Here is a 23,084-nt window from a genome sequence, read left to right on the forward strand (position 1 = left end):
GCATTAAAAGATAGCGTGATCGTTCATTCTTTTTAAAACGTATTTGTATGACGAGTCACTTGTACTGCGCGTTAGAATGATCGATTCACTTAACTATTCGATTGAAACAAAAAATAAAATTATCAGGAGTTCAGTATGCAGGACACAGAGTTTCAGGTTGCCTTTAGAGACAGCGCGAAAGACTTAATGGGGCGTCACGACAACATGAATCGTTGTCGTAATAAGGCAGAATCGCCGGCAGTGGATCGTAAAGTCTGGGAAGAAATTGCAGAAGCTGGCTGGTTTGCCGTCCTAGTGCCTGAAGACGATGGTGGTCTGGGCCGAGGCTTGTCTGATATGGCTGTGATTGCACAAGAAGCGGGTGAGCAGCTGTTTGCAGAACCCTATTTGGTCGGTGCAGTTCAAATTATTGAAGCCTTGGTGGCCTGTCCGGCAAGTGAGTTACGTACGCAACTTCTGGACCAAGCCATGGCCGGTCAATTGGTGGCTGGTTTGTCATGGCAGGATCGACTTGGGCAGCTCAGTGCTGAATCACCTTCTGTGAGTGCAGCTGCACAAAGTGATGGTTTTGTGTTGCAGGGACGTCAACGGTTCGTGACGCCTGTGCGCGATGCGGATGGCTGGATTGTGCTGGCGCAAGATTTGAATGCACAACCCTTGTTGGCCTGGGTTCCTGCCAACTCGAAAGGCGTGCGTGTTCAGGAGACACCGTCTGTCGATGGCTCCATGATGGGCGATCTGTGGTTTGAACAAGTGGCGATTAACCAGTCGCAGGTTCTTGTGAGTGGACCCGAAGCGATCAAAATTGTGGATCGTGCCAACGACGCAAGTCGTTTGATGGCGGGTGCCGAATTGCTCGGTGTGATGCGTCGTGCATTGGCAATGACCATCGATTACATGAAAATCCGCAAACAGTTTGGTAAGCCCATCGCGTCGTTTCAGGCTTTAAAACACCGAACTGTGCATGCCTGGGTGTCGATCGAGATTGCGCAAGCTGGTTTATTTGCTGCCTTGGACGATGTGGCACGAGGTGAGTCTTTGGCACGCGCAGCCAGTCGTGTGAAGGCACGTTGTGCTGAAACTGCATTAGCCGTCACAAAAGAATGTATTCAGTTGCATGGTGCGATTGGCTTTACCGATGAATACGACATTGGTTTGTATTTGAAACGCGCCATGGTGTTGGCCACATGGTTGGGTAATGCACCTGCGCATCGTCACCGTTACTTGTCCTTGGCACCGACCTTAAGTCAAGTAGAGTCCAAACCAGTTGATGTGGAAGTTCCAGCTGATAAAGACTGGAATGCCATGTCTGATGAAGATTTCCGTAATATGTTGCGCACGTTCTACCGTCGCAATTATCCTTCCGAGTTGCGTAACATTCAGCGTCGTTTGACCTGGGAAGAGGTTCGTGACTGGACAATGACACTGTCACGCCAGGGTTGGATTGCACCAGGTTGGCCAGCAGAATTTGGTGGCATGGGATTGACACCCGAAAAGTTGTTGGCGTTTGTTGAAGAGCAAGAAAATTACGGCGTTGCCCGCACAATCGACCAAGGTGTCGTGATGGTGGCGCCTTTGTTGATTCAGTTTGGCACGCCTGAGCAACAAGCCCGTTTCTTACCCAAAATGCTCAATGCTGAGCATCGTTGGTGTCAGGGGTATTCTGAGCCCAATGCTGGTTCCGACCTAGCTTCCCTCAAAACCAGTGCGGTGGCCGATGGCGACGACTTTATTGTCAATGGCCAAAAGATCTGGACCACCATGGCGCATTCGTCCAACCATATCTTTACCTTGGTGCGTACTGACAATTCTGCAAAAAAACAAGCAGGTATCAGCTTTCTGTTGATTGATATGGAGACCCCGGGAATCACGGTTCGCCCCATTAAAGACATCACAGGAGACACCGAGTTTTGTGAAGTGTTCTTTAAAGATGTTCGGGTTCCAAAAGAGAATCTCATTGGAGAAATCAATCAAGGCTGGACCATGGCCAAAGCACTGCTTGGTTTTGAACGGATCTTCTTGGGTAGCCCCAAGCAAGTTCGTTACTCCATGAGTCAGCTTGATGCACTGGCTAAAGAACGCGGTTTATTCGATTGCCCGATTTTCCGTGATCGTTATGCACAGCTGTTACTGGATGTGGATGATCAGGCCGCTGCCTATGAGTCGTTTGCCGAACTGATTAAACGTGGTGAACCCATGCCACCAAGCGTTTCCTTACTGAAAATCTGGGGAACCGAAACGTATCAGCGGATTTGTCAGACTTTGATGGATGCTGCACAAGACAGTGGTGCTCTGCATATGGCGTATGACACACAAACATCGTCTTTGAACGTGCCAGCTATTTTGTTTAACTCGATTCCATCGACGATTTACGGTGGTAGTACAGAGATTCAGTGTGAAATTCTGGCCCGTGCCGTCTTGGGTATGGCAGACTAAATTAGCTGAAAATTAGCTAAATCCCGCTCGCTGTATCGCCGGTGAGCGGGTGTTTTTACACCCATTAAAACGCTTGGATTGCACCCAAATACGGTGATTGGCTTTAGTACTTCCGGTACCCTAAACGTCCTAATTATGGTGTTGTCTAAAAATCACGAAACTCAGGCTTAAACTGACACATAGGAATCGAGTTGCAAACGGACAAATGCGTTAGAGTTACTCCATAGTTTCAATAAAGCATGTCTATGCGTACAGCTCCTTCAGCATTAAATTCCGAGTTCAAAGCGGTCGAACGACAAAACAACTACAGAGCATGATTGCGTTTAAAGATTGCGGCTAGCTTGGCTGAACCGTGGACTGCCATTGCGCATGATGATGTGATGGCAGAGATGGATACACTGATTAACAATATCGAAGCAGGACAGTCAAAGGCATAACGCTGCCGATTGTTTGAATTGCTTCAGCTCTTGATCGTTGACTGATAATTTTTGTTGATTTGCCTGCTTTTTATAGTGGTATGTCAAAGTTCAGACTAAGTAATCGCAGATATCGTCGAACTCACGGTGTGCGTATCAAAAGTCTTCCCGTCCTGACTGAGCTTGATCTGCACGTTTGGTCATAAAATCTTTGCTGGCAGCGAAAGCATTCTGGAAAACGCTGTCTCGGTGACTTTGTTATCATCATGAAAACCCTCGCCTGTTGTAGCAGGGAGCAGTCTTATACTCCGAGCACGGACGTGTAAGTTCTACGATTCAATCGATGGGTAATTTTTATATAAATATGCGTTACATTGGCCAAAAACAAGCACTTTTTATTGCATCTAAATTAAGAGATGAGCTTATTTTTAATATGGCTCAAGCGGAAGGCAACTCATTAACATTTGCTGAAACAGCGACGGTGATTTCAGGTTATTCGGTTGCGGGCAAGCCAATGTCTGATCTTCATCAAGTAGAAAACATCAGAGATGGCTGGGACTTTGTGATTGAGCATGTGAAAAACAATGCATTTAAGGTTGATAAACAGACCTTCATTGATGTCAATGCGATTGTTGCTCAAGGCGAAAATCCCAGTGTGGGTGGTTTTAGAGACAAAATGGTGGTTATATCAGGAACTGCTTATATGCCGCCACAACCATTTCTGCTGAGTAGCTTATTTAGAGAGATGGTCGAAAAGTTTGAAGCTACCCAAAACGTAGAAGCTAGCTTTGATCTGTTTTTAGATACCGCGAGAAATCAATATTTTGAAGATGGTAATAAGCGCACCGGGCAACTCATGATGAATGGTGTGCTGATTAGCAGAGGTTATGCACCGTTTACATTTGCTCCAAAAGTGGATACTGAGTTTAGAAATCAACTGCTGCGTTTTTATGAAACTATGGAAAAACAAGGCATGATCAATTTTATTCACGAGCAATTAAATGAACCTAGATATTTATTGATGCAGCCCGAATTAGACGTGAATGATCATCCTCTTAAAACATGACGGCAAAGACCAGTGAATCGAGTTAAGTCACTGTATTATCTCTGGTTCTGAATTTACTGATTTTTTGAATGGAACGTTTAAGGGTGTCTCGTTCTGATTGATCTTGACTTGCACGTTCGGTCATAAAATCTTTGCTGGCAGTGAAACCATCCTTGAAAAAGTCGTCCCAAGATTGATCAATAGGCGCGAGAATGCGCTCATTGCCTTTGACTCGTATCTTGACTTGACGCACTCCTTGCGGAAAACGAGCTTCTGTTGGAAGCAACACGACCTGGGTGCTGTTAATCATAAGAACGGTTCCAATCGGCATAGTAGTTTTCATCTAACATATCGAGAAGGTTTGTTAGCGAAGGCTGCCGAAATGGACATTGGCTGCCTTCGCTAGTTGGAGATGATCGTAGAGATCTTAATCCAGTGCAATGCCGAGCTTATCAATCATGGGGTTCCATGTCTCTTGTTCACGCGTGATCAAGGCTTTTAAGTCGTCCGGACCTGTGCCTTCTGGTGTGAAGTAGACGGATTCAAATTGACCAGCAATCTCTGGATCCTTCATGATTTTTGCGACTTCTGTGTGCAAGCGATCGACAATCTCTTTGGGTGTGTCGGCAGGTGCCAACATGGCATTCCATGAAATCGCTTCAAATTCTGGATAACCATTGTCTGCAAGCGTCGGTACGCCAGGTAGAGAATCCACAGGTTTCAGACTGGTGATGGCTAACGCATTGACTTTGTCGGCTTTGACGTGGGGCATGGCAATGGCAGGAACCATGAAACTTGCCTGGATGTCGCCAGCTAAGATGGCGTTCACGATATCTGGGAATCCGGAATAGGGGATGTGTGCGAGTTCACTGCCAGTTTCTTGGTTGAACATTTCCATGGCGAGATGGGAGGCACTACCGGCACCGACTGAACCGTAATTGTATTTGCCAGGCGCTGCTTTCGCAGTATCCACAAATTTTCCGATGGTATCTGCATCCAATTTTTTGGATGTGATGAGTAAATTTGGGCTGGTGGCAATCAGGCTAATGGGAGCCAGATCAGTCAGTGGATCGTAGCCCAAGGTTTTACTGTACAACTTTGGTGCTGTAACCAAAGGACCATTAATGGTGTACAGCAGAGTGTAGCCGTCGGGTTTTGCCTGTGTGGCTTGTCGTGTACCGATATTGCCGCCAGCACCAGCTTTGTTGTCGATCACAATGACTTGGTTTAAGGCTTTGCCCAAAGGATCGCTAATTGCACGTGCCAGAATGTCGGGTGAACTACCAGGCGGGAAGGGCACAATCATTTTGATGGGTTGATCATCAGGCCAGGCTGCAAAAGCCGCTGGGCTCAACATCAGTGTTGTGCAGGCCAGACCAAGTGCTAGGAAACTACGCGCAAAGGCGGGTCGTACGTGAAATGTCTGTTTCATAAAAACTCATTGGGCAAGAACGTTATTAACAGAAACGGGTGTTTTTGTATGGGTAACCATCGCAAGATGTCAGCATAACGGAAATTGCAAGATATGCTTCAAGTCGAGACGTCTATCGCGATAAGAAATGTTAGTTTGGTCGTTCTAATCGTGGTGTAAATGCTGCGACGCAGCACTTTTTGTTCTTCAAGAGGTTCTCTATGGGTAAAATGCGACCATCCGAGGTCGTATTGACCCTAATAAGCGAGATGTACTGAATGCAGCTAAGTAATTTCTCACAAGGCACAAAACGTGCCCGTAGAGCCCGCTGGGAGTTTTTCAGGTTGGGTATTGGCCTGATTTTTATTGTCAGCATCATGATTTATGCCACGTTAGGCATTGGTCTGACGGGTGAGCGTGGTGTTTTACTGGTTGTTGCAGCCATGATTGGCGGCTACATGGCCATGAATATCGGTGCCAATGATGTGGCGAATAATGTGGGTCCTGCGGTGGGGTCCAACGCCATTGGCCTCGCAGGCGCGGTGGTTCTCGCAGCGACTTTTGAGGTGGCGGGTGCTCTGATTGGTGGTGCCGATGTGGTGCAAACCATTCGTGGCGACATTATTGATGAGAGTTTGATCCCCGATGCGGATCATTTTATTTGGATGATGACGGCCAGTTTGCTGGCAGGCGCTTTGTGGCTGAATTTTGCCACTGCGGTGGGTGCGCCGGTCTCCACAACCCATGCCATTGTGGGCGCTGTGTTGGGTGCAGGTTTGGCAGCAGGTGGTCTGGAGGCGGCCAACTGGGATGTCGTTCTAAATATTGTGGTGAGTTGGGTTGTCTCGCCTGTGGCAGGTGGTCTGATTGCAGCTGGGTTTTTGTTTTGGATTAAACGAGCCATTACCTATCAGCAAGATATGGTTCAAGCAGCGCGTAAAACGGTGCCTATTTTGATTGGCTTGATGGGGTTTGCCTTTGCAACTTATTTGATTCTCAAAGGCTTGCATCACATCATGGACTTAACGTTTGCTCTGGCGCTTGTTGCCGGCGTGATCGTGGGATTTATTGTTTGGTATGCCATGCGGTTTGCGATTGCCCGCCAGACTGTTGATATGGAGAACACCAAAGAGTCAATTAACTCTTTGTTTAACTACCCACTTGTTTTTGCGGCTGCTTTGCTGAGTTTTGCGCACGGTGCCAATGATGTGGCTAATGCTATCGGACCCTTGGCAGCGATTGCTGATACGGTGAGTGGGATGGCTGATTCAGGACACGCAAGTATTCCTAGCTGGGTCATGTGGATCGGTGCGTTAGGCATTGCATTGGGGCTCGCTTTATGGGGGCCCAAGTTGATTAAAACAGTGGGTGGTGAAATTACTGACCTTGATCAAATGCGCGCCTTCTGTATCGCGATGTCGGCTGCTTTGACCGTGATTGTGGCGTCACAACTAGGTTTGCCGGTTAGCTCGACCCATATTGCAATTGGAGGGGTGTTGGGTGTTGGTTTCTTGCGTGAATACCTGAAGCTGAATTACACGGGTATGATCGAAGAGATCAAGATGCGCCATGAAGGTAAAAAAGCAGAAGAGATTCAGGCGTATTTAGAGACTTTTGCGGCAGCCTCTGTTGAAGAAAAGCAGACCATGCTTGATCAGCTCAAAGCTAAATCGGCCAGCGTTAAACTGAAGAAAAAAGAAATCAAACGAGTCAAACGCATGTACCGCAAAGAATTGGTGCAGCGTTCGGTCGTGTACAAAATTATTGCTGCCTGGATTATTACCGTGCCTGCGGCGGGTGCGATGGCGGCTGTGATTTATCTGGGTATTGTCTGGGTAGTCCAGTCTTAATCGACTGGTATACCTGGCTTATCTTGTAGGAGATGGTCTGAACTCATGTAACTGAAATCTTGTTGGTTGAATGCGATTTGATGAAAGCGTGTATCTTGCGTTTTCGGTCACTACGTATCTAGTGACGAACAATCTTCAACTAAGAGGTTTTATCATCATGTGCCGATTCAGGCCGTCGGGTTTACGACGCATTCGTCAACGGATAAGCTACGCACTGGCTGGGCTTGCGCTTGTCTTTTCACAAAATGCGTCTGTGGCTTTCGCATCCGCAGCTACATCATTATCTGACTTATCCAATTCTTCGAAAGTGCCTATAAGCGGTGTGGTTGTGCAGCAAGCACCCATGACGGTGAATCGTTTTGTTTTTCAGTTGACGGTTAATTCGGATGGAACCAGTGTCATCGATCGTCAGCGATTAATCACCGCGAATACCGCTAGTGGTGCGCTGCAGTTATCGCAATTTGGTGATCACTACAATCAGTCGAGGGAAACGCTCGACGTGGTTGAAGCTTGGACCGAAAACCCATCGGGTGAGAAATTTCTTGTGGGTGCACATGCCATCCATGATGTGGATGAACACAACGGACAAGACAGTGTTTATAGCGATGAAAAAGCACGGATGGTGATTTTTTCAAACGTAAACGTGGGCTCGAAAGTGTTCTTACATACCAGAGTGACGACACAACAACCACTTTATCCAGATCATGTCATTCACGAAGAAGTCCTAGATCCTCGCATCCCTTTTGAATCGGTTGATTTTGAAGTGATCCATGATGTCACAAAACCCGTGTTTATTCATGCACCGAGAATGACGGGGACAACCCACTTGTCTGCGGATGGGCGTCAACAAATCCACCAATATCATTTTGAGCAGCTAGAAGTCGCTAAGCTTGAAGACGATTCCATTGATTGGCATGATTTATTTACCGGCTTTCAGGTATCAACCGTAGCGAGCGTTCAAGCGCTTGGGCAGTTATATGCACAACATGCACAAGCGCAAGAAGTCGTGACGCCTGAAATTGCCGCTTTAGCAAAAGATCTGACCCAAGGTATTGAAGACCCACTCGAGCAGGTTCAAGCCATTTATCATTGGGTCACCAGCCAAATTCGTTATGTGGGTGTCTATCTGTCCAATGCGGCGGTGGTGCCGCACTCTGCCGGTGAAGTCTTGAAAAATGGGTATGGGGATTGCAAAGACCATAACGCCTTGTTTGTGGCCTTGTTAAAAGCGATTGGCGTGGATGCGCTGGCTGCCTTGGTCAATCAAGGGGATTCCTACACTTTACCGGAAATTGGAATACTGGCTAGGCTCAATCATGTGATGACCTATTTACCAAAATGGGATCTGTTTTTAGACACAACCAGCGGTTTATTACCATTTGGCGTGTTGTCAGACCGCACAGTTGATAAGCCGGTTGTCCTGACCTCTTTAGGCCTGCTGGGACGCACACCCAAAGCCACTACACAGACCAATGTGTTGCACACGATGATGGAGATGTCGATTTCGCCGACCGGCGTGATGCAAGGGATTGTGGAAACAGACATGCAAGGACCCTCTTCTTTAGCCATTCGCAGTTATTTGGCAAGTTATGGGCCTGAGCATGCCACTGAGCAGGCTCAGTCTTTATTGTCTCGATATTTGCATTCGGGCCAAGCATCGCTGTCTTTCGATGGTGTTTGGGAACGTGCAGAAATAATCCGGTATCGGATGGACTATGCGCTGGATCCTGAGAGCAATTTCCCAGGGCCTGGTGCACTGACTCTGCCAGGAGGGTTGTCCCCAGCACATCTGATCAATATTTTGATGCAAGTGCCGCTTCCAACCCGTCAGTATCCGTATGTTTGCCAACCACAACATACAGAAGAGCATTATCGGATCGAATTTCCGAAGAATGTTGTGATTACGAAATTGCCTGATGATGTGCGAATGCAGGAAGCGACCATGCGTTTTGAATCGCATTACGAGCAGCAAGGCAATCAAGTGATTGCGTATCGAAAATTGGAATTAGACCCTGAAGAATCTCAATGTCAACCTGAAGTGAGTGAGCATGGGTGGCGTTTGCGTCAGCACATTTTGCGGGATTTGCGAGGGCAAATTTTTTACGCACCCGCATAATAACTCTCAGAAACAGTTTTATCTATCTGGCAGGGGCCAAGTTTGTACATGGTTTCTGCCATTTCTTTTGGCGTGATAAAGCGCATCATCAGCTTTTGAAAGCAACGAATCAATGTCATAACCTACATCGGTTGAGAAAGCGACACCAATACTGACACTCAGCTTTCCTAGATTGGTATGAGACAGTGCATGGAAACGTTGGCAAATCGATTGGGCAACTTCTAGAGGGAAGCTGGCAGAAGTTTGTTCGATCAATAATGCAAATTCTTCACCCCCAATTCGAGCGTAAATACCATGGTTTGGAACCGCTGCCTTGAGCGTATTGGCGAAAAGAATCAAAACTTGGTTGCCATGTTCGTGCCCAAACTCATCGTTGATCAATTTGAAGTGATCTAAATCACACATGAGTGCGGCCACGGGGTTGCCCGCATGGTTACTTGATTGCAGAAGTTTTTTGGCATCTTCAAAAAAAGCACGCCGATTGGGAATACGTGTGAGCTCATCCTGTAAGGCGGCTTGTTGGAACGCTTTTTCAGTTCGCTTGTGAACCATGAGTAGCAAGCTGTAGTTAAAAACGACGATGAAAAAAGCCTCTTCCATGGCCGTGACCGAAAGGCTAAGCGGTGTCGAAAAGTTGTAGGTTGTATCTTGCAGGAGTATCCGTAAGAGATAAAAAAGGCCGTGCACGGACAGGACGAAATACATCGGTGCCATTTTCCAGATATCTTTGATCTGATATTTCAACAATGTGTTGATCATGGCAAACGAATAGATCGCAATAATCGCAGAAAATAAAATCACGCGAAGGTTAACGTCACTGATAAACGGTTCCCAGAAGCACAATCCGATCCAGACGATCGGCGCGATTAGAACCCAATTCCAACGGGGTCTCTTGCCCGTGTAGACACGAACACTCGATAGCAATAGTGCTGTACTGACGATGAGCATCGGATTAGAAAACCAAACCGCCAGCTCGCCCCAGTAACGTCCGTTTGTGGTTTTTAGTCCGAGTAGAAAGGCGCAACCCCCCAAGATTGCTGAAAATGCCGCGAGTCTGAGCACTTCGCCGTGTTGGCTATTGACGGCGGCAAAGAAGGTCATTGCGCCAACCAGAAAATAGATGAAAGAGACAACAATGATCAGGGTTTGCGTATCAAGAATCAGCATAAGGCGGCTCCACGGTGTGTACTGCCGTTTGCAAACCCTACGAAACAATTAGGGCAATAGATTTCATATTAAACCCTAGTGCGCTGTTATGCGTATTACACGTATGGTGTTTATTTTGGAATGAATCAACAAAAGTGATTGGCTTTGGCATTTTTGATCTCCTGAGCGCTCTGATATATACGTTATCTCAAAATCATATGGCTCAGGTCTATGTTGACACACAGGGCATCATGCTTGCTTTGTTTTCTTATGCGGCTCAAGCGATCTTTTTGCTCGTGGTGGTTTACTTCGCCTTGCACATGGCGCTCGAGTTCCGGGTCTTGCTGATTTCGCGGCGTGTGCATCAGCAGTCAGGAGCAAATGGTCAAACACAGAGTTCTGCTCAAACACAGAGTGTTTGGTCAGATGAAAACTTTGCTCGTGAAGCTTCTGGGACTTTGGATGAGCTGGATGCTTTCCCCACGGTAACGGTGTTTTTACCGGTGCGTGATGAGGCTGCTGTGGTTGGGCGGTTAATTGATGCGGTGAGTTAGATAGATTACCCCCGACAGTTTTTAGAGATTCTGGTGTTAGATGACTCGCGTGATCCAGATTGCATCCGAATGGCGCAGGAACGTGTTGCTCACTATGCGGGGCTGGGAGTTCCGATTCGCCAGGTCCGTCGAGTAAGTCAAAGGGGCTACAAAGCGGGTAATCTGGCGTATGGTATGCGTCAGGCTCAAGGTGAGTTCTTTGTCATTTTTGATGCGGACTTTGTACCACCAGCGGATTTCTTACTTCGAACATTGCCGAGTTTCCAAGATCCGAGTTTAGGTTTTCTGCAAACAGGGATTGGTTTCGAAAACAGAAACTATTCTTTCTTAACTCGTTTCCAAGCGATGGAAATGGGCCATCAACAGTTTGTGACAGAAGGCCTGTATAAAGAAGGGGCCATGGTGTCGTTAAGTGGCAGCTCCTGTGTCTGGCGTCGAACTTGTGTGGAGTCTCTGGGAGGTTGGAATTCATCAACAGTAACGGAAGACGTGGACTTGGGTTACCGGGCACAATTGGGTGAGTGGCGCTATGCATATTTACCGGATGTGGTGTCGATGTCGAGATTGCCTGACACGGTGAGTGCATTTCGTATGCAACGTGAGCGCTGGGAGCGTGGTTTGATTCACAGTGCGTTTAAGCATAGTGGAGAGATGTGGCGTCAACCGATGTCGTTCAAAAAACGTTTACACGCGATTGCCATGATGTTTTCTTCATTGTTGTTGGCTGCGATTTTTATTCTTGTGTTGTTAAGTTTGCCACTGAACTATTTAGTTGATTTTGAGGGGCCTGTGTTTCGTTGGGGTGCCCCCATCTTTTTTGTCTTGGTGACGATTTGGGCGTTGAATAATGCGTTTGGCGCACGTTACGGTTCACAAAAGACATCTGAGAGCGATTCTGATTTGATTGTCTCTGATTCGGCTGTCTTTGATTCAGAGACGTCTGGTTCAGTCGTTTCCGGTGACGAGGATCATCAAAAAGAGCCCGGACTGTTTTTGAGTTTGTGGTACACCTACTTGTATGTGGCCATGTTTTTACCGATGGCTTGGTACTATTTTGCAGGAGGCGTGCGGGCAATGTTTGGGGTGCATGGTGGTTTTCATCCAACGCCTAAAGGGGAGCAGGTTGAGCGATCAGACCTGCCTCGTATTCACCGAGTGCTGGTGATCGGTGAGGTTTTGACATTTTTGTATTCCTGTCTGGCACTGTGGGTGGCGTATCTTGAAGCCAATTATGTTTTGATTCCGTTAAACGTGACAGTGTGCGTAGGGTTTGGCATGGTTTTGTATGGATCCTGGCAAGAAAGGTTGCAGCATGCACGCCGCTGAAAAAGCGGTTGGGGGATCAGAGGTATCGGCTGAACCTGTGCGTATCCTGATCACTGGCGCGACGAGTGCGATTGGTGCAGCCTTGGCACAGGCTTATGCCCGCTCTGACACTGTGTTGTATCTACATGGGCGCAATGGGCAGGTGCTCGAGCAAGTGGCCAAGGTTTGTCAGGCTCAAGGAGCTCAAACCGTTTTGCAGATCCAGGATTTACGAGAGTTTGATGCATGGCGGGATTGGCTCGGTTCTTTGCCTGCTATGGACTTGGTGATTGTCAACGCAGGTCTCAATACGCATGCGATTGCCGTTGGTGAGTCTGAGCCGTGGGTCGATGTGGAAGCGTTGCTGGACGTGAATATCAAAGCCTCGATGCTCACAATACAAAGTGTTTTACCTGCGATGCGTGTACGTAGTCGCGGGCAGATTGCCGTCATGAGCTCCTTGGCAGCTTACTTTGGTTTGCCAGTCACACCCGCTTATTGCGCCAGTAAGGCGGCGATTAAAGCGTATGGAGAAGCGCTTCGAGGTGCAGAGATCGTGAATGGAATTTGGGTCAATGTGGTGATGCCTGGTTATGTGGCTTCACCGATGTGTGACGCCATGCCAGGCCCTAAACTGTTTCTCTGGTCCCCCCAACGTGCCGCCCAAAAGATTCAGCGTGGTTTAGCAAAGAATCAAGCGCGGATTAGTTTTCCGTTTCCACTCAATGTCGGGACTTGGTGTTTGAGTGTCTTACCAGCGAGTGTGTCGATGTATCTCGTTCGGAAATTAGGTTATGTCCGATGCTAACGGATTGGGCCTCGAGTTTGCGTTTTGGTGGGTTCTGTTGTGTGCTGCCATTGGGCTGGTGCTTTCTGTTGTCATTGAGCGTTTTTTACAACCACAACTGACTTGGAAACGTCCAGTTTCAACATGGGCGATTCATGCAGGTTTATGGCTGTTGCTAGATGTCGCTTTCGTCTTGGTGCTGGGTCGTCCTGTGTTTTCAATGGTGATCGTCAGTGCGTTTTTGCTGTTACTGGTGGTGGTGAATAACGCGAAATACAAAGCTTTGCGCGAACCGTTTGTTTTTCAGGATTATGAGTATTTTACGGATGCGATTCGTCACCCACGGCTCTACATTCCATTTATGGGGTGGGGGAAGTTTCTAGCGGCTGTGGTGGGTTTTGTTGTGGCGATCTCAATTGGGCTCGTCGGTGAGCATGTGCCGGAATCGCGTTTTGTGTGGGCAGGGCAGGCAGGTGGTCTTGTATGTCTGGCTTTGTCTGGATTACTTTTACTGTGGTTAGGTCATCGGTTGGCACCGCAGGTGGAATTTATCCCTGAAGCTGATTTACAAAAACTCGGTTTTTTGGCTTATTTGTGGCGCTATGCCATGCATTACCGATCGTTGCCTGAGGTGATTTCACCCTTTGAGGCTGAGCCTAGCGATACGTCAGACCAATTGATCGGGGGAAAATCAGGACAGCCAGATCCGACAGTTTGGCTAGGTCAGTCGGATAGACGCTTACCAGCTAGTTTTTTGTTGCCGAATCTGGTATCCGTTCAGAGTGAATCATTCTTTGATACGCGCAGACTCTGGTCGGGTATTCGACCCGAGGTCCTCAAGACATTTGATGCCGTACGAGGTCAGTCTGTCTTACAGGGGCAATTAACAGTCCCTGCTTGGGGCGCCAATACAGTAAGGACCGAATTCGCGTTTTTGTCTGGACTCGATGAATCTGCGCTGGGGGTTCACCGTTTTAATCCGTATCGGGCCATACTGTCTGGTTTGCAGATGCCTTCTGTGGCGACTTATCTACGAGATCAAGGATATCGGACGATCTGTATTCATCCATATCCAGCTGGTTTTTACCAGTGCAACCGAGTGTTTCCGGTATTGGGATTTGACGAGTTTATCGATATTCGTGCTTTTTCATCTGATGATCGATTTGGTCCGTACGTGGGCGATTTGGCAGTTGGACAAAAAATTACCGAGATTCTGAGCCAGGCAGATCAACCGACATTTATCCATGCGATTACGATGGAAAACCATGGGCCGTTGCATTTAGAACGTGCGCAACCTGAAGAGCTTGAGCACTTTTATCAAAGCGTACTGCCAGAAGGCTGTGATGATCTGACCATCTATCTGCGGCACTTGCGTAATGCAGACAGAATGATGAATAAGTTGACAGGCTTTTTGGCAGATATGTCGATCCCATCGAGTCTTTGCTGGTTTGGTGATCATGTACCGATTTTGCCTCGGGTGTACGATGTCTTTGGTGCACCCAATGGAGAGGTGGATTATTTCGTCTGGTCGAGTGCGAATCAATCCTCAAACACTGAACAACGTAATTTGTCTGTGCATACGCTCGCAGCGCAGTGGTTGAAGATGGTGGGTGTAGGCTAGGGGAGATGGGTTTAAAGGGTCGCCTTAAAACTTCGATTTAAAGTGAGTTTAAGAAGATCACAGATGTGAGCTTTGGAATCAGTGATGGATGTAACGCACTTGGAACATATCGTATATGCGCTGCTAATCCAGCTGGCGATCGGTTTGCCGACTCGCAATTACTGGATCGGTGCGGCCGCTGCGATTGGGTTTTTTCTAGGGCGAGAGCATTCGCAGCGTGAATTTGAAATTTCACGACCACACTTGCTACACGGATATGAAGCGTTTGATATCTGGAATTGGTCACTTGATGCGCAATTTGATTTGTTGGGACCTGTGGTTGTCACCGTATTGGTCGCGCTTTGGATGAATCGCCGCAGACGATAACGTGAAAGTTTTTGTTCTGAACCCAACAATACAGGCGTGATTTTGATGATCGTGATACTGTGACGAAATGATTTCCCACAGTGACAACTTGCTGAGTGAGCGACTGCGTTGCACACGCTGCGACGCAGTCTATGAGCGCCTGAAACTATCGCCAGGACAGCAAGCACGTTGCGTACGTTGTGAAACAGTTCTTGAGTCATTTGGCGCGTTTGGACCCAGTGCTTGGCTTGCTTTGATTTTGACGGCGTTTGTTGCCTTTGTGTTGGCCAATACATTTCCAGTGTTAACGCTTTCATTTGGTGGTAGTCACAACAGCACAACATTTTTGCAGGCTGCTTGGATGGCCTGGGAAGCGGGTTTTCCGGAAGTGATGGTGCTCACCGGTCTTGTAGGGTTTCTCATCCCGTTATTGCATTTGTGTTTATTGCTCTGGGTTTTTGTTCCATTGTCGATGGGACATTTGCCGCTCGGGTTTAAACATGTGATTGCGATGATTGACTGGATTAAACCTTGGAGCATGATTCCAGTTTTTCTGATTGGCGTGTTGGTGACGATCGTCAAGCTACTGGCTTTGGCAGGTGTTGAACTAGGAATTGGTTTGGGCGCAACTGCTGTTTTGGCGGTTTTGATGACTGCGTTTAATCGACTCAATGCAACAAGACTCAAGCGTATGGCGGGTGATCTGGGTTTGATGCACAATCGTGTCGTTTTAGCACCTCCCACAACACGAATGTTGCAGCGAACCTGGGCTTTGGTGATCGCTGCTTTGATTTTGTACATTCCAGCCAATTTCTTACCCATCATGGTGATAGATTCGGTAGGCTCACTGACTCAACACACCATTATGGGTGGCGTGATTGAACTCTGGAATATGGGTTCTTTTGGGGTTGCGCTTGTGGTGTTTGTGGCGAGTTTTCTGGTACCCATGACTAAACTCGTGGCGTTAATTTTGTTATTGATCGGTACACAACGTGCTTATGTAGATCATCTGCGATTGCGTACCCGTCTCTACAATGCAGTCGAAATCATTGGTCAGTGGTCTATGCTGGATGTGTTTGTGGTGATTCTTTTGAGCGCGTTGGCTCGTTTCGGAAATCTACTTAGCATTAAGCCGGCCGTTGGTGCAGCTGCTTTTGGGGGGGTCGTGGTCTTAACAATGATTGCGGCGATGGGGTTTGATCCACGCCTCGCTTGGCGTCGAGCAGGTTATAAGCCTTATTCACGATCGATTTCGTGAGTTTTGAGTCAAAGAGAAGAATGTATGAGTTCTGAAGAATCAGTCCATAAACACGCTCTACCAGTTCCTGTGGTTCGTCAAAAAAAACGACGTTCTCAGGCACTGATCTGGCTGATTCCGGTTCTGGCGGCTTTGATTGGTTTGTCCATTGTTTGGCATGAGATCAGCAATCGGGGCCCAATGATTACGATTTCGTTTCAATCGGCCTCGGGCCTTGAAGAAGGCAAGACACAGATCCGATTTCGGGATGTGGTTGTGGGCTTAGTTGAAAACATCCGGCTCAGTGACGCACGCGATGTTGTGATTGTGGACGCTCGCCTTGATAAAGATGCGCAGGGCTTGGCCAATGAAACGACTTCGTTTTGGGTGGTGCGTCCAACCATTGGTCTAGATGGGGTGTCTGGATTGACGACTTTGTTGTCTGGCTCTTATATCGAAGCCGATACCGATCGTTCTTTTTCGGTGTCGCCGAATCATTATGATTTTGTGGGTTTGGAGTCACCTCCGCCGATTAAAAGTGATCGGCCAGGTAAAGCGTTTCGATTGCGATCGGACTCACTCGGTTCTTTAGTGACCGGTGCACCAATCTATTTCTTACGAATTCCAGTGGGCTTGGTGAGTGGGTTTGAACTCGATCAAAATGGTCATTATGTCGATATCGATATATTTATCGATGCACCTTACGATCAATATGTGCATGGCAATACAAGGTTTTGGAATGCCAGTGGGATTCGTCTCAGTGTGGGCGCAGATGGTGTTCAATTCGACACGGAGTCGTTGGCTTCACTCGTTTCAGGTGGGCTGGCCTTTGCAAACTTTGGGTCTGCGATACCGTTGAATCAGGATGCGCAATTTAAGCTCTATGCGGATCGTACGCAAGCAGAACGCGTGCCGACAGGTCGATCCATTTCTGTTGTGATGCGTTTTGATCAATCTGGGCGTGGTCTAGAGGCAGGTGCGCCTGTTGTGTTTCAGGGGCTTTCGGTCGGGCATGTTGACCAGATTGAACTGCAGTTTGATCCCGACAGTTTCAAACTGTTTACCGTGGTGAAAGCAACGCTCTATCCAAGTTCTTTGGGCGAGAGTTTTGCAAGTTTTATTGGCGCAGATCGATCAATCCCACAGGCGCTTAAAAATCTTCAGGTGTTTGTGGATAAGGGACTCCGAGCTCAAATCAAAACAAACAACTTGTTGTCCGGTTCCAGCCAGATTTCTTTGGGTATCTTCCCTGAGGAAGCGTCCAAACTGCGAGCCGCTGCAGACTTACCGTTTGAAATTCCAACTTTACGCTCTGAAACACTGGATGATATTCAGAAAAAACTCAGCGAGATTGTGAATCGAATCAGCGATTTGCCGCTCGACACCATGGGTGAGCAATTAACGCAGACTTTAAAATCGTTTGAAACGCTTGCACAGACCCTTGATCGTGATGTGACGCCGCAGATTGGTGAAACACTGAAGAAATTAAATCAAACGCTCAAGTCCCTAGAAACGATCTTGAATTCTAGTGGTGCACTGCCTGGGCAAGTGGGCACAACCCTGGATTCATTGAACGGGACGATCCGCGCAACTCGAGCTTTGATCGATGAATTACGCGCTGCGCCCAATTCAGTCATTTTTGGTGTGCCAGAAACGTCGTATTCACGTCAGCATCTAGGCGCTGAGGGGCAATAATCCACACAGTCACGTTGACGCGTTCATGAAGATGTTAAGGGGGCGCTCTCAAAGGGAAAACCCTCTTTAGCCTGTTTGGTCTACTTGGGTAGAATCCATTAGAAGGAACAAGGATTTCGTGAGACTTTCGTATGGGTATGTTTCTGCTTTCGCTCTCGAGGCTTTCAACGCGTTGGATGGGTCCGGATCGTAGCGTTCGTTTCTTTAAACGATGCGGACAATTGGTTCCACGTCGTTCTGCTAAAAAGCTGCCCGCCGCGGTGGTGGCGCAGCATGCGCTTTCTGGATTGGGTTACGTGCCCATGAAAATTGAATGCCTAGAACAAAGTCTCGCTGTTTGGTACAGCCTCAATCGTCATGGCCATCCTGCCGAACTTAAGATTGGCATGCGTTTGACGCCTCTGTCGGGCCATGCTTGGGTCGTCTGTGAGGACACAGTGTTTGTACACACGCCAGGCTTAGAAGACTTTACGGTTGTGGCCAGTTATCCAGCTTGGAACGCAACCGACACTCAACCTGAAAATACCGTTTCCGCACCTTAAATTTCAGCCACTTAATAAAGACAAGCGAGTCTTTATTCAATCAGACCGGCTTGTCGTAAACCCTCCAACAGTTCTTGCAAGTCTTGTGCAATCTCTTCGGCAGGTGCGTCAAACTGTTTTGAGAGTAGGTTGACCGCTTCTTCTACACCGTCTGACAAGCACAGCTTGAGCATGTGCGCCGCGGTTTCATTCAGTCCAAATGAGTCGCCCGTTTTTGTGGAGAACAACACGGTCTTATCGGACACTTCGGTGAGTGTGACGCCAGATGCTAATGTGGGTTTGGAGGTGGGATTGTTTTTCACTTTAGACTCCTAGTGTTTGCTTTGATGATGCCACAGGTTGGCATACAGTCCATTTTTCTTTAGTAATTCTGCGTGGGTGCCTAGTTCAGTCACCTGACCGTCTTCGATGACTGCAATTCGGTCCATGGTTTGTAGGGCTGACAAGCGGTGAGCAATGCTAATCACGGTTTGACCTTGAGTGTGAGCCACTAGGTTCTCCATCACCATTCTTTCAGTTTCTGTATCGAGTGCTGAGGTGGCTTCGTCGAGAATCAGGATATTAGATGATTTCAGTAAAGCCCTGGCTAAAACGACTCGTTGGCGCTGACCACCTGAAAGTAGGCTGCCGCGCTCGCCTGTGTGTGCATCTAACCCGATTCGGTTTTGATCGTCTTTCAGGGTTGCAACGACATCATCGACACAAGCCAAACGCAGAGACTGCCAAAGTAAATCGTCATTGGCGTGCTTTTGTGCGACACGTAAATTGTCTCTGATAGCGCGTTCAAATAAAGCAGTGTCTTGGCTGACGACCGCGATTTGTGCTCTGATGGATTCACCGTGGAGTGTTTGTAGGTCTTGATTGTCGATACAAATTTGTCCTTGGTCAGGATCGAATAAGCAAAGTAAAAGTCCAGTGAGTGTGCTTTTTCCCACACCAGATCGTCCAACGATTCCCAGACGCTCTCCACCCTTGATGTCCAGACTTAATCCGTTGAGTACGGGCTGATTGCCATAACTAAAGTGCACGTCATTGAATGAAATGTGGCCTTGCGTCACTTTGAGGGCGTTCGATGATTGGGTTTGGTCTGTTTGTCGTTCAGGATTGGGGGCAGCAATGAGTTTCATACCTTCGCGAACTTCACCTAGGTTTTGATAAATGCCTGCCACTTCGAAAGCGACCCAACCACCTGTGGATGCGGCTTGCCATACAAGGGGTAAGGCCATGGCCACTGCTTGAGCTTCGATTAGACCTTGTAACCACAGCCAAGCGCCCAGTGCAGCGGTTGTAACGAGTAACCCAGTATTGAGCCAAGTCAGACTGGCAATGAAGGTCGTCATGGCACCCATTTGGTGCTTTTGAGCACGCTCATGACCCCGTAAGACCTGTTGAATACTGGTGTCAGTACTTTGTGTGACCCCAAACAGTTTGACGGTCAGCATGTTGCCATACACGTCAGACAATTGCGCCATGAGTTCTGAGTAGGCTTGGGCATTGCGGTTGGCTAAAGTTCGCATTTTTGGAACGATCCAGCGTAGTAACAGGACATAGCCGACAAACCAGATCAGGAGTGGGAGCGTAAGCTTCCAGTCAGCACTCGCCAATAAAACCAAACTGGTGAGCCCATACATGGCGAGATACCAGACAGCTCGAATGATGGATTCAGCGACTTCACGTATCGCACCTGGAGTTTGCATGACCCAGTGTGCAATTTGCGCGGGTGAGTTTGTCTGAAAAAAAGACCACCTTTGTCTGACCACATGCCAATGGCTAAGCCAACGCATTCGGGTGGTGACAACAGGAATCAAGCGTGTATTACGCCAGTACAGGTCAGCCCAAATTAAACAGGGGCGTAAGACACCGATCACGATGATGAGTGCCAGCAAATGAGGCCATTGGGTATCCCAGGCGGCTGTTCGATTGTTTTGACCGACTAAGCCGACCAGTTCACCAATAAAAACAGCCACCATGGCATCGGCGGCTGCAACTAGAAATCCGAGTAAGAACAACCAAAAAAAGACTTGTTTGTGCTCACTGAGTAAATATCGACAAAACCCGATCAGCGTCTGTGCAAGCGGCTCGACGGTTTTAGGATCATCGAGTTTTGCTTGATGAGTGTGTTTTTTCTGATCAGGCTGATCCATCTTTTGGTCTGAATAACAAAACGAGGACTAAAGAGTCCTCGTAAAGTGTGTGGTAAACAGGATTTATACAACAACGATTTATTTAAAGAATCCAGAATATTTACGACCATCTGTACTGGGTCCGGTACTGTTTGATCTAATCAGACGGATATCGCCCAGTTTTACAAAGACCGGTTTAATGTATTTTGTCATCAGACGCTCCTATTATTTATTGCTTTTAACGCACTGACGATTAAAACGCCAGTTACATCAAGTGTATAGCTCAATAAAACATAGATCAAGAAGAGTTCGTTGATTGTTGATTAGTATTTTCCCGTAAAAATATATATTTATTAATTAAATGATTTCGAAGTGTTCTGATGATTATAAAAATAGATGTTTAAATTAAATTTAGACATAATGGTTTTATATTTGATTACTTAATCGATATTCAAACTTCCATTAGAATCGTATGGTAATTGCAAAGATTTGATCAAAATGCGGCGTTTGCTGCGTTTGCATTCACGCTTTGGCAAAGTGTGGGTGTGGCAGTGATTATGGGCAACCTATGAATAAAACTAATCTGCTATGAATGATGTTCACGTCAACACAGAACGCACAGACTCGCTCACAAGTCCCGTAAACTCGACTTGCTCAACACAGCGTTGGCGTGATGGCACGGTTTTTGTGGAAGGAATTATTCAGCGTGTGGGCGATCTCACGGGTCTACAGGCACGTGAGGCGTTGATACAAGTCTTGGATCGAGATGGGCCTAGCGGACTGGCGCAGGTGCAGGGTGATTTTGTGGCCATTATTGAAACGGCCCATGAAATCTATGCGTATAAGAGTCTGACGTCACAATTTCAGATTTTTTATCGTGAACGTGATCGCGTAGTTGCCAATCGGCTCTACACGTTTTGGGATGAGGATTCTGTTTGGAATCAGGACTATTTCGCTAGACATTGTTTCATCGTGCCAGGTCATCAGTGTTTATCGGTTGAAACACCATTGGTTGATGTTCAACGTGTGTTGCCAGGTGAGTTGGTGACATTCCGGTCAGATCGAGTGACGCGACAGCAACTGGTCCAGCGTCAGTACCGATATAACCTTGATCGCAATCAGTCACGTGAAGAGATGGCGCCTGAAATTCTAAGGTTGTTGCGCGATTCGGTTGAAACCCGGTTACAAGCACGACCTGATGCAGAAATCTGTGTTGAGATCTCAGGCGGGCTCGATTCCTCGTTTATTGCTTGTTTGTTAGGTGAGCATCCAAAGCGTCCCATTCGGGGCGTGATGTTTTCTCAACCAGATATTCCCTCTCATGCGGTGAGTGAACAATATGCGCGCGAGGTTGCGCATCGCTATGACATTGATTTAACCGTTCTGCCACCCGAGGCATTGCCAAGAGGGATGCCTGAATCACCAAGCTACAGCGATGAGCCGAGTGATTTTTTTTGGTATGGCGATATTTTTTCTCGAGCGGTGGCAGAGATTGCTGCACCCGGCTCTTATATCTTCACAGGCTATGGGGCAGATCAGCTTTTTTTGCGTTCCCCCGCTTTTTTACCGTACCTGCTAGAACATGGTGAATATTCGCTTTGGAAGCAGACCTTACCGGGTGTGAGTCGACTACTTTCGCGTGGACAATTGAATCTGAGTTGGCAGTGTTTATTGTCACTGATACCGGCTGCTTGGCATAGAGCATTACTTAACACACCGGGCTTATCACAGCTCAGCGCCTGGGATATCAGCGATGTGAATATGGATAGGATGCTGACCAATGAAGTGTCTTGGCTGCGAGCTGGGAAAGGCCTTAATGTTTACTCGCAAGAGCGCCGTCAAGCCGAAGCAGATTTGTTTAGCCAAGGCATTATTTGTGATGATTGGGGCTATTTTTCTGCACCACGTACGGTGTGTCAGGCGCATTTTGATGCGAAAGGGCTGGTAGACGCATCACCATTTTGTGATCTTGCGCTCTTAGACTACATCTACAACGAAGTGAGCGCTTTTTTGATTCATGATTTTGAAGTGCCCTACAAATCATTGCTACGCCAAGCTCAGGCTGGCGTTGTGCCCGAGTCTTTACGCCAGCGCAAAAGTGATACGTTTGTCTTTAACTCGTTTCAATTGCGGTACATTGAGGATTGTCGGGCGCAATTTGATGAGTTACTGCAGGAAGCGAGCTCAGACTGGATTGATCTACAAAAGGTTCAACTATCACTCGAACAACTATCGTTTGGCATGGCAACAAGTGATACAAGATCAGTAGTTGCCTTACTCGGTTATCTGCAATGGCAAAAGAACTTCATGATGCTGGCACCTACATTGCAAAAGCAACCTGAAGCTGAATTTCATCGTGCTGAGTTGCGGCATTAATTTGCTGCACTGAGTTGTGATACTGCGTTACGACACTGCGAGGTTGCGATGAGTTGTTGCACCGAGTCAGAAATCAACG

General features: G+C 47.5%; 19 protein-coding genes. 14 read left to right on the forward strand and 5 right to left on the reverse strand.

Annotated features, from left to right (window positions below):
* The first annotated feature begins 135 nt into the window (after positions 1 to 135).
* From ACOI06_RS05355 to ACOI06_RS05365, 3 genes are all read left to right on the forward strand, one after another.
* The gene (locus ACOI06_RS05355; protein WP_420661490.1) at positions 136 to 2,436 is read left to right on the forward strand and encodes an acyl-CoA dehydrogenase; all 2,301 of its coding nucleotides are present in this window, start codon (positions 136 to 138) and stop codon (positions 2,434 to 2,436) included.
* Between the two features lie 317 nt (positions 2,437 to 2,753).
* Positions 2,754 to 2,873 carry a hypothetical protein gene (locus ACOI06_RS05360; RefSeq protein ID WP_420661491.1) on the forward strand — a complete coding sequence of 40 codons (120 nt, stop codon included), beginning with the start codon at positions 2,754 to 2,756 and terminating at the stop codon, positions 2,871 to 2,873.
* A gap of 322 nt (positions 2,874 to 3,195) precedes the next feature.
* Entirely contained in the window at positions 3,196 to 3,918 is a 723-nt protein-coding gene (locus ACOI06_RS05365) for a Fic family protein (RefSeq protein ID WP_420661492.1), read from the forward strand.
* Positions 3,919 to 3,940: 22 nt separating this feature from the next.
* On the opposite strand, the gene vapB is transcribed toward ACOI06_RS05365, so the two are convergent.
* Both vapB and ACOI06_RS05375 read right to left on the reverse strand, forming a co-directional pair.
* Positions 3,941 to 4,240 (reverse strand): type II toxin-antitoxin system VapB family antitoxin, encoded by a 300-nt coding sequence (vapB, locus tag ACOI06_RS05370; protein WP_420661493.1) that lies wholly within the window; start codon positions 4,238 to 4,240, stop codon positions 3,941 to 3,943.
* Positions 4,241 to 4,324: 84 nt separating this feature from the next.
* Entirely contained in the window at positions 4,325 to 5,329 is a 1,005-nt protein-coding gene (locus tag ACOI06_RS05375; RefSeq protein WP_420661494.1) for a Bug family tripartite tricarboxylate transporter substrate binding protein, read from the reverse strand.
* A 257-nt stretch (positions 5,330 to 5,586) separates the two neighbouring features.
* Between ACOI06_RS05375 and ACOI06_RS05380 the strand changes: the two genes are divergently transcribed.
* Together ACOI06_RS05380 and ACOI06_RS05385 are read left to right on the forward strand one after the other, a co-directional pair.
* Positions 5,587 to 7,158 (forward strand): inorganic phosphate transporter, encoded by a 1,572-nt coding sequence (locus ACOI06_RS05380; protein WP_420661495.1) that lies wholly within the window; start codon positions 5,587 to 5,589, stop codon positions 7,156 to 7,158.
* 157 nt (positions 7,159 to 7,315) lie between these two features.
* Positions 7,316 to 9,274, forward strand: a complete 1,959-nt coding sequence (locus ACOI06_RS05385; RefSeq protein WP_420661496.1) for a DUF3857 domain-containing protein — start codon at positions 7,316 to 7,318, stop codon at positions 9,272 to 9,274.
* Between the two features lie 18 nt (positions 9,275 to 9,292).
* Here ACOI06_RS05385 and ACOI06_RS05390 read toward each other — a convergent pair whose 3' ends face one another.
* Positions 9,293 to 10,441, reverse strand: a complete 1,149-nt coding sequence (locus tag ACOI06_RS05390) for a GGDEF domain-containing protein (protein WP_420661497.1) — start codon at positions 10,439 to 10,441, stop codon at positions 9,293 to 9,295.
* A 197-nt stretch (positions 10,442 to 10,638) separates the two neighbouring features.
* On the opposite strand from ACOI06_RS05390, the gene ACOI06_RS05395 reads away from it, so the two are divergent.
* The 8 genes from ACOI06_RS05395 (at position 10,639) to ACOI06_RS05430 (ending at position 18,506) form a co-directional block, all read left to right on the forward strand.
* A complete protein-coding gene (locus tag ACOI06_RS05395; RefSeq protein WP_420661498.1) occupies positions 10,639 to 10,974 on the forward strand; it encodes a hypothetical protein in 336 nt (111 codons plus the stop codon).
* The gene (locus tag ACOI06_RS05400) at positions 10,975 to 12,300 is read left to right on the forward strand and encodes a glycosyltransferase (protein WP_420661649.1); all 1,326 of its coding nucleotides are present in this window, start codon (positions 10,975 to 10,977) and stop codon (positions 12,298 to 12,300) included.
* Entirely contained in the window at positions 12,287 to 13,087 is an 801-nt protein-coding gene (locus ACOI06_RS05405; RefSeq protein WP_420661499.1) for an SDR family NAD(P)-dependent oxidoreductase, read from the forward strand. Before ACOI06_RS05400 ends, ACOI06_RS05405 begins: the two co-directional genes overlap by 14 nt.
* Positions 13,074 to 14,687, forward strand: coding sequence for an LTA synthase family protein (locus tag ACOI06_RS05410; protein ID WP_420661500.1), 1,614 nt, complete (start codon positions 13,074 to 13,076; stop codon positions 14,685 to 14,687). The genes ACOI06_RS05405 and ACOI06_RS05410 overlap by 14 nt, the downstream gene beginning before the upstream one ends.
* 84 nt (positions 14,688 to 14,771) lie before the next feature.
* Complete coding sequence (locus tag ACOI06_RS05415; RefSeq protein WP_420661501.1) at positions 14,772 to 15,053, forward strand: hypothetical protein; 282 nt, start codon at positions 14,772 to 14,774, stop codon at positions 15,051 to 15,053.
* A 67-nt stretch (positions 15,054 to 15,120) separates the two neighbouring features.
* A complete protein-coding gene (locus tag ACOI06_RS05420; RefSeq protein ID WP_420661503.1) occupies positions 15,121 to 16,290 on the forward strand; it encodes a paraquat-inducible protein A in 1,170 nt (389 codons plus the stop codon).
* A 24-nt stretch (positions 16,291 to 16,314) separates the two neighbouring features.
* The gene (locus ACOI06_RS05425; protein ID WP_420661504.1) at positions 16,315 to 17,964 is read left to right on the forward strand and encodes an intermembrane transport protein PqiB; all 1,650 of its coding nucleotides are present in this window, start codon (positions 16,315 to 16,317) and stop codon (positions 17,962 to 17,964) included.
* A gap of 131 nt (positions 17,965 to 18,095) precedes the next feature.
* Positions 18,096 to 18,506: a lasso peptide biosynthesis B2 protein gene (locus ACOI06_RS05430; RefSeq protein WP_420661505.1), complete on the forward strand. Its 411-nt coding sequence runs from the start codon at positions 18,096 to 18,098 to the stop codon at positions 18,504 to 18,506.
* Positions 18,507 to 18,538: 32 nt separating this feature from the next.
* Here the strand turns inward: ACOI06_RS05430 and ACOI06_RS05435 are convergent, their stop codons facing one another.
* Both ACOI06_RS05435 and ACOI06_RS05440 read right to left on the reverse strand, forming a co-directional pair.
* Positions 18,539 to 18,808, reverse strand: coding sequence for a PqqD family protein (locus tag ACOI06_RS05435; RefSeq protein WP_420661506.1), 270 nt, complete (start codon positions 18,806 to 18,808; stop codon positions 18,539 to 18,541).
* A 9-nt stretch (positions 18,809 to 18,817) separates the two neighbouring features.
* Positions 18,818 to 20,650 (reverse strand): ABC transporter ATP-binding protein, encoded by a 1,833-nt coding sequence (locus tag ACOI06_RS05440; RefSeq protein WP_420661507.1) that lies wholly within the window; start codon positions 20,648 to 20,650, stop codon positions 18,818 to 18,820.
* A 567-nt stretch (positions 20,651 to 21,217) separates the two neighbouring features.
* On the opposite strand from ACOI06_RS05440, the gene ACOI06_RS05445 reads away from it, so the two are divergent.
* On the forward strand, positions 21,218 to 23,005 hold the full coding sequence (locus tag ACOI06_RS05445) for an asparagine synthase-related protein (protein WP_420661508.1): 1,788 nt from the start codon (positions 21,218 to 21,220) through the stop codon (positions 23,003 to 23,005).
* The last annotated feature ends 79 nt before the right edge of the window (positions 23,006 to 23,084 follow it).

The sequence above is a fragment of the Orrella sp. 11846 genome (assembly GCF_048820935.1).
GTDB lineage: Bacteria > Pseudomonadota > Gammaproteobacteria > Burkholderiales > Burkholderiaceae_B > Algicoccus.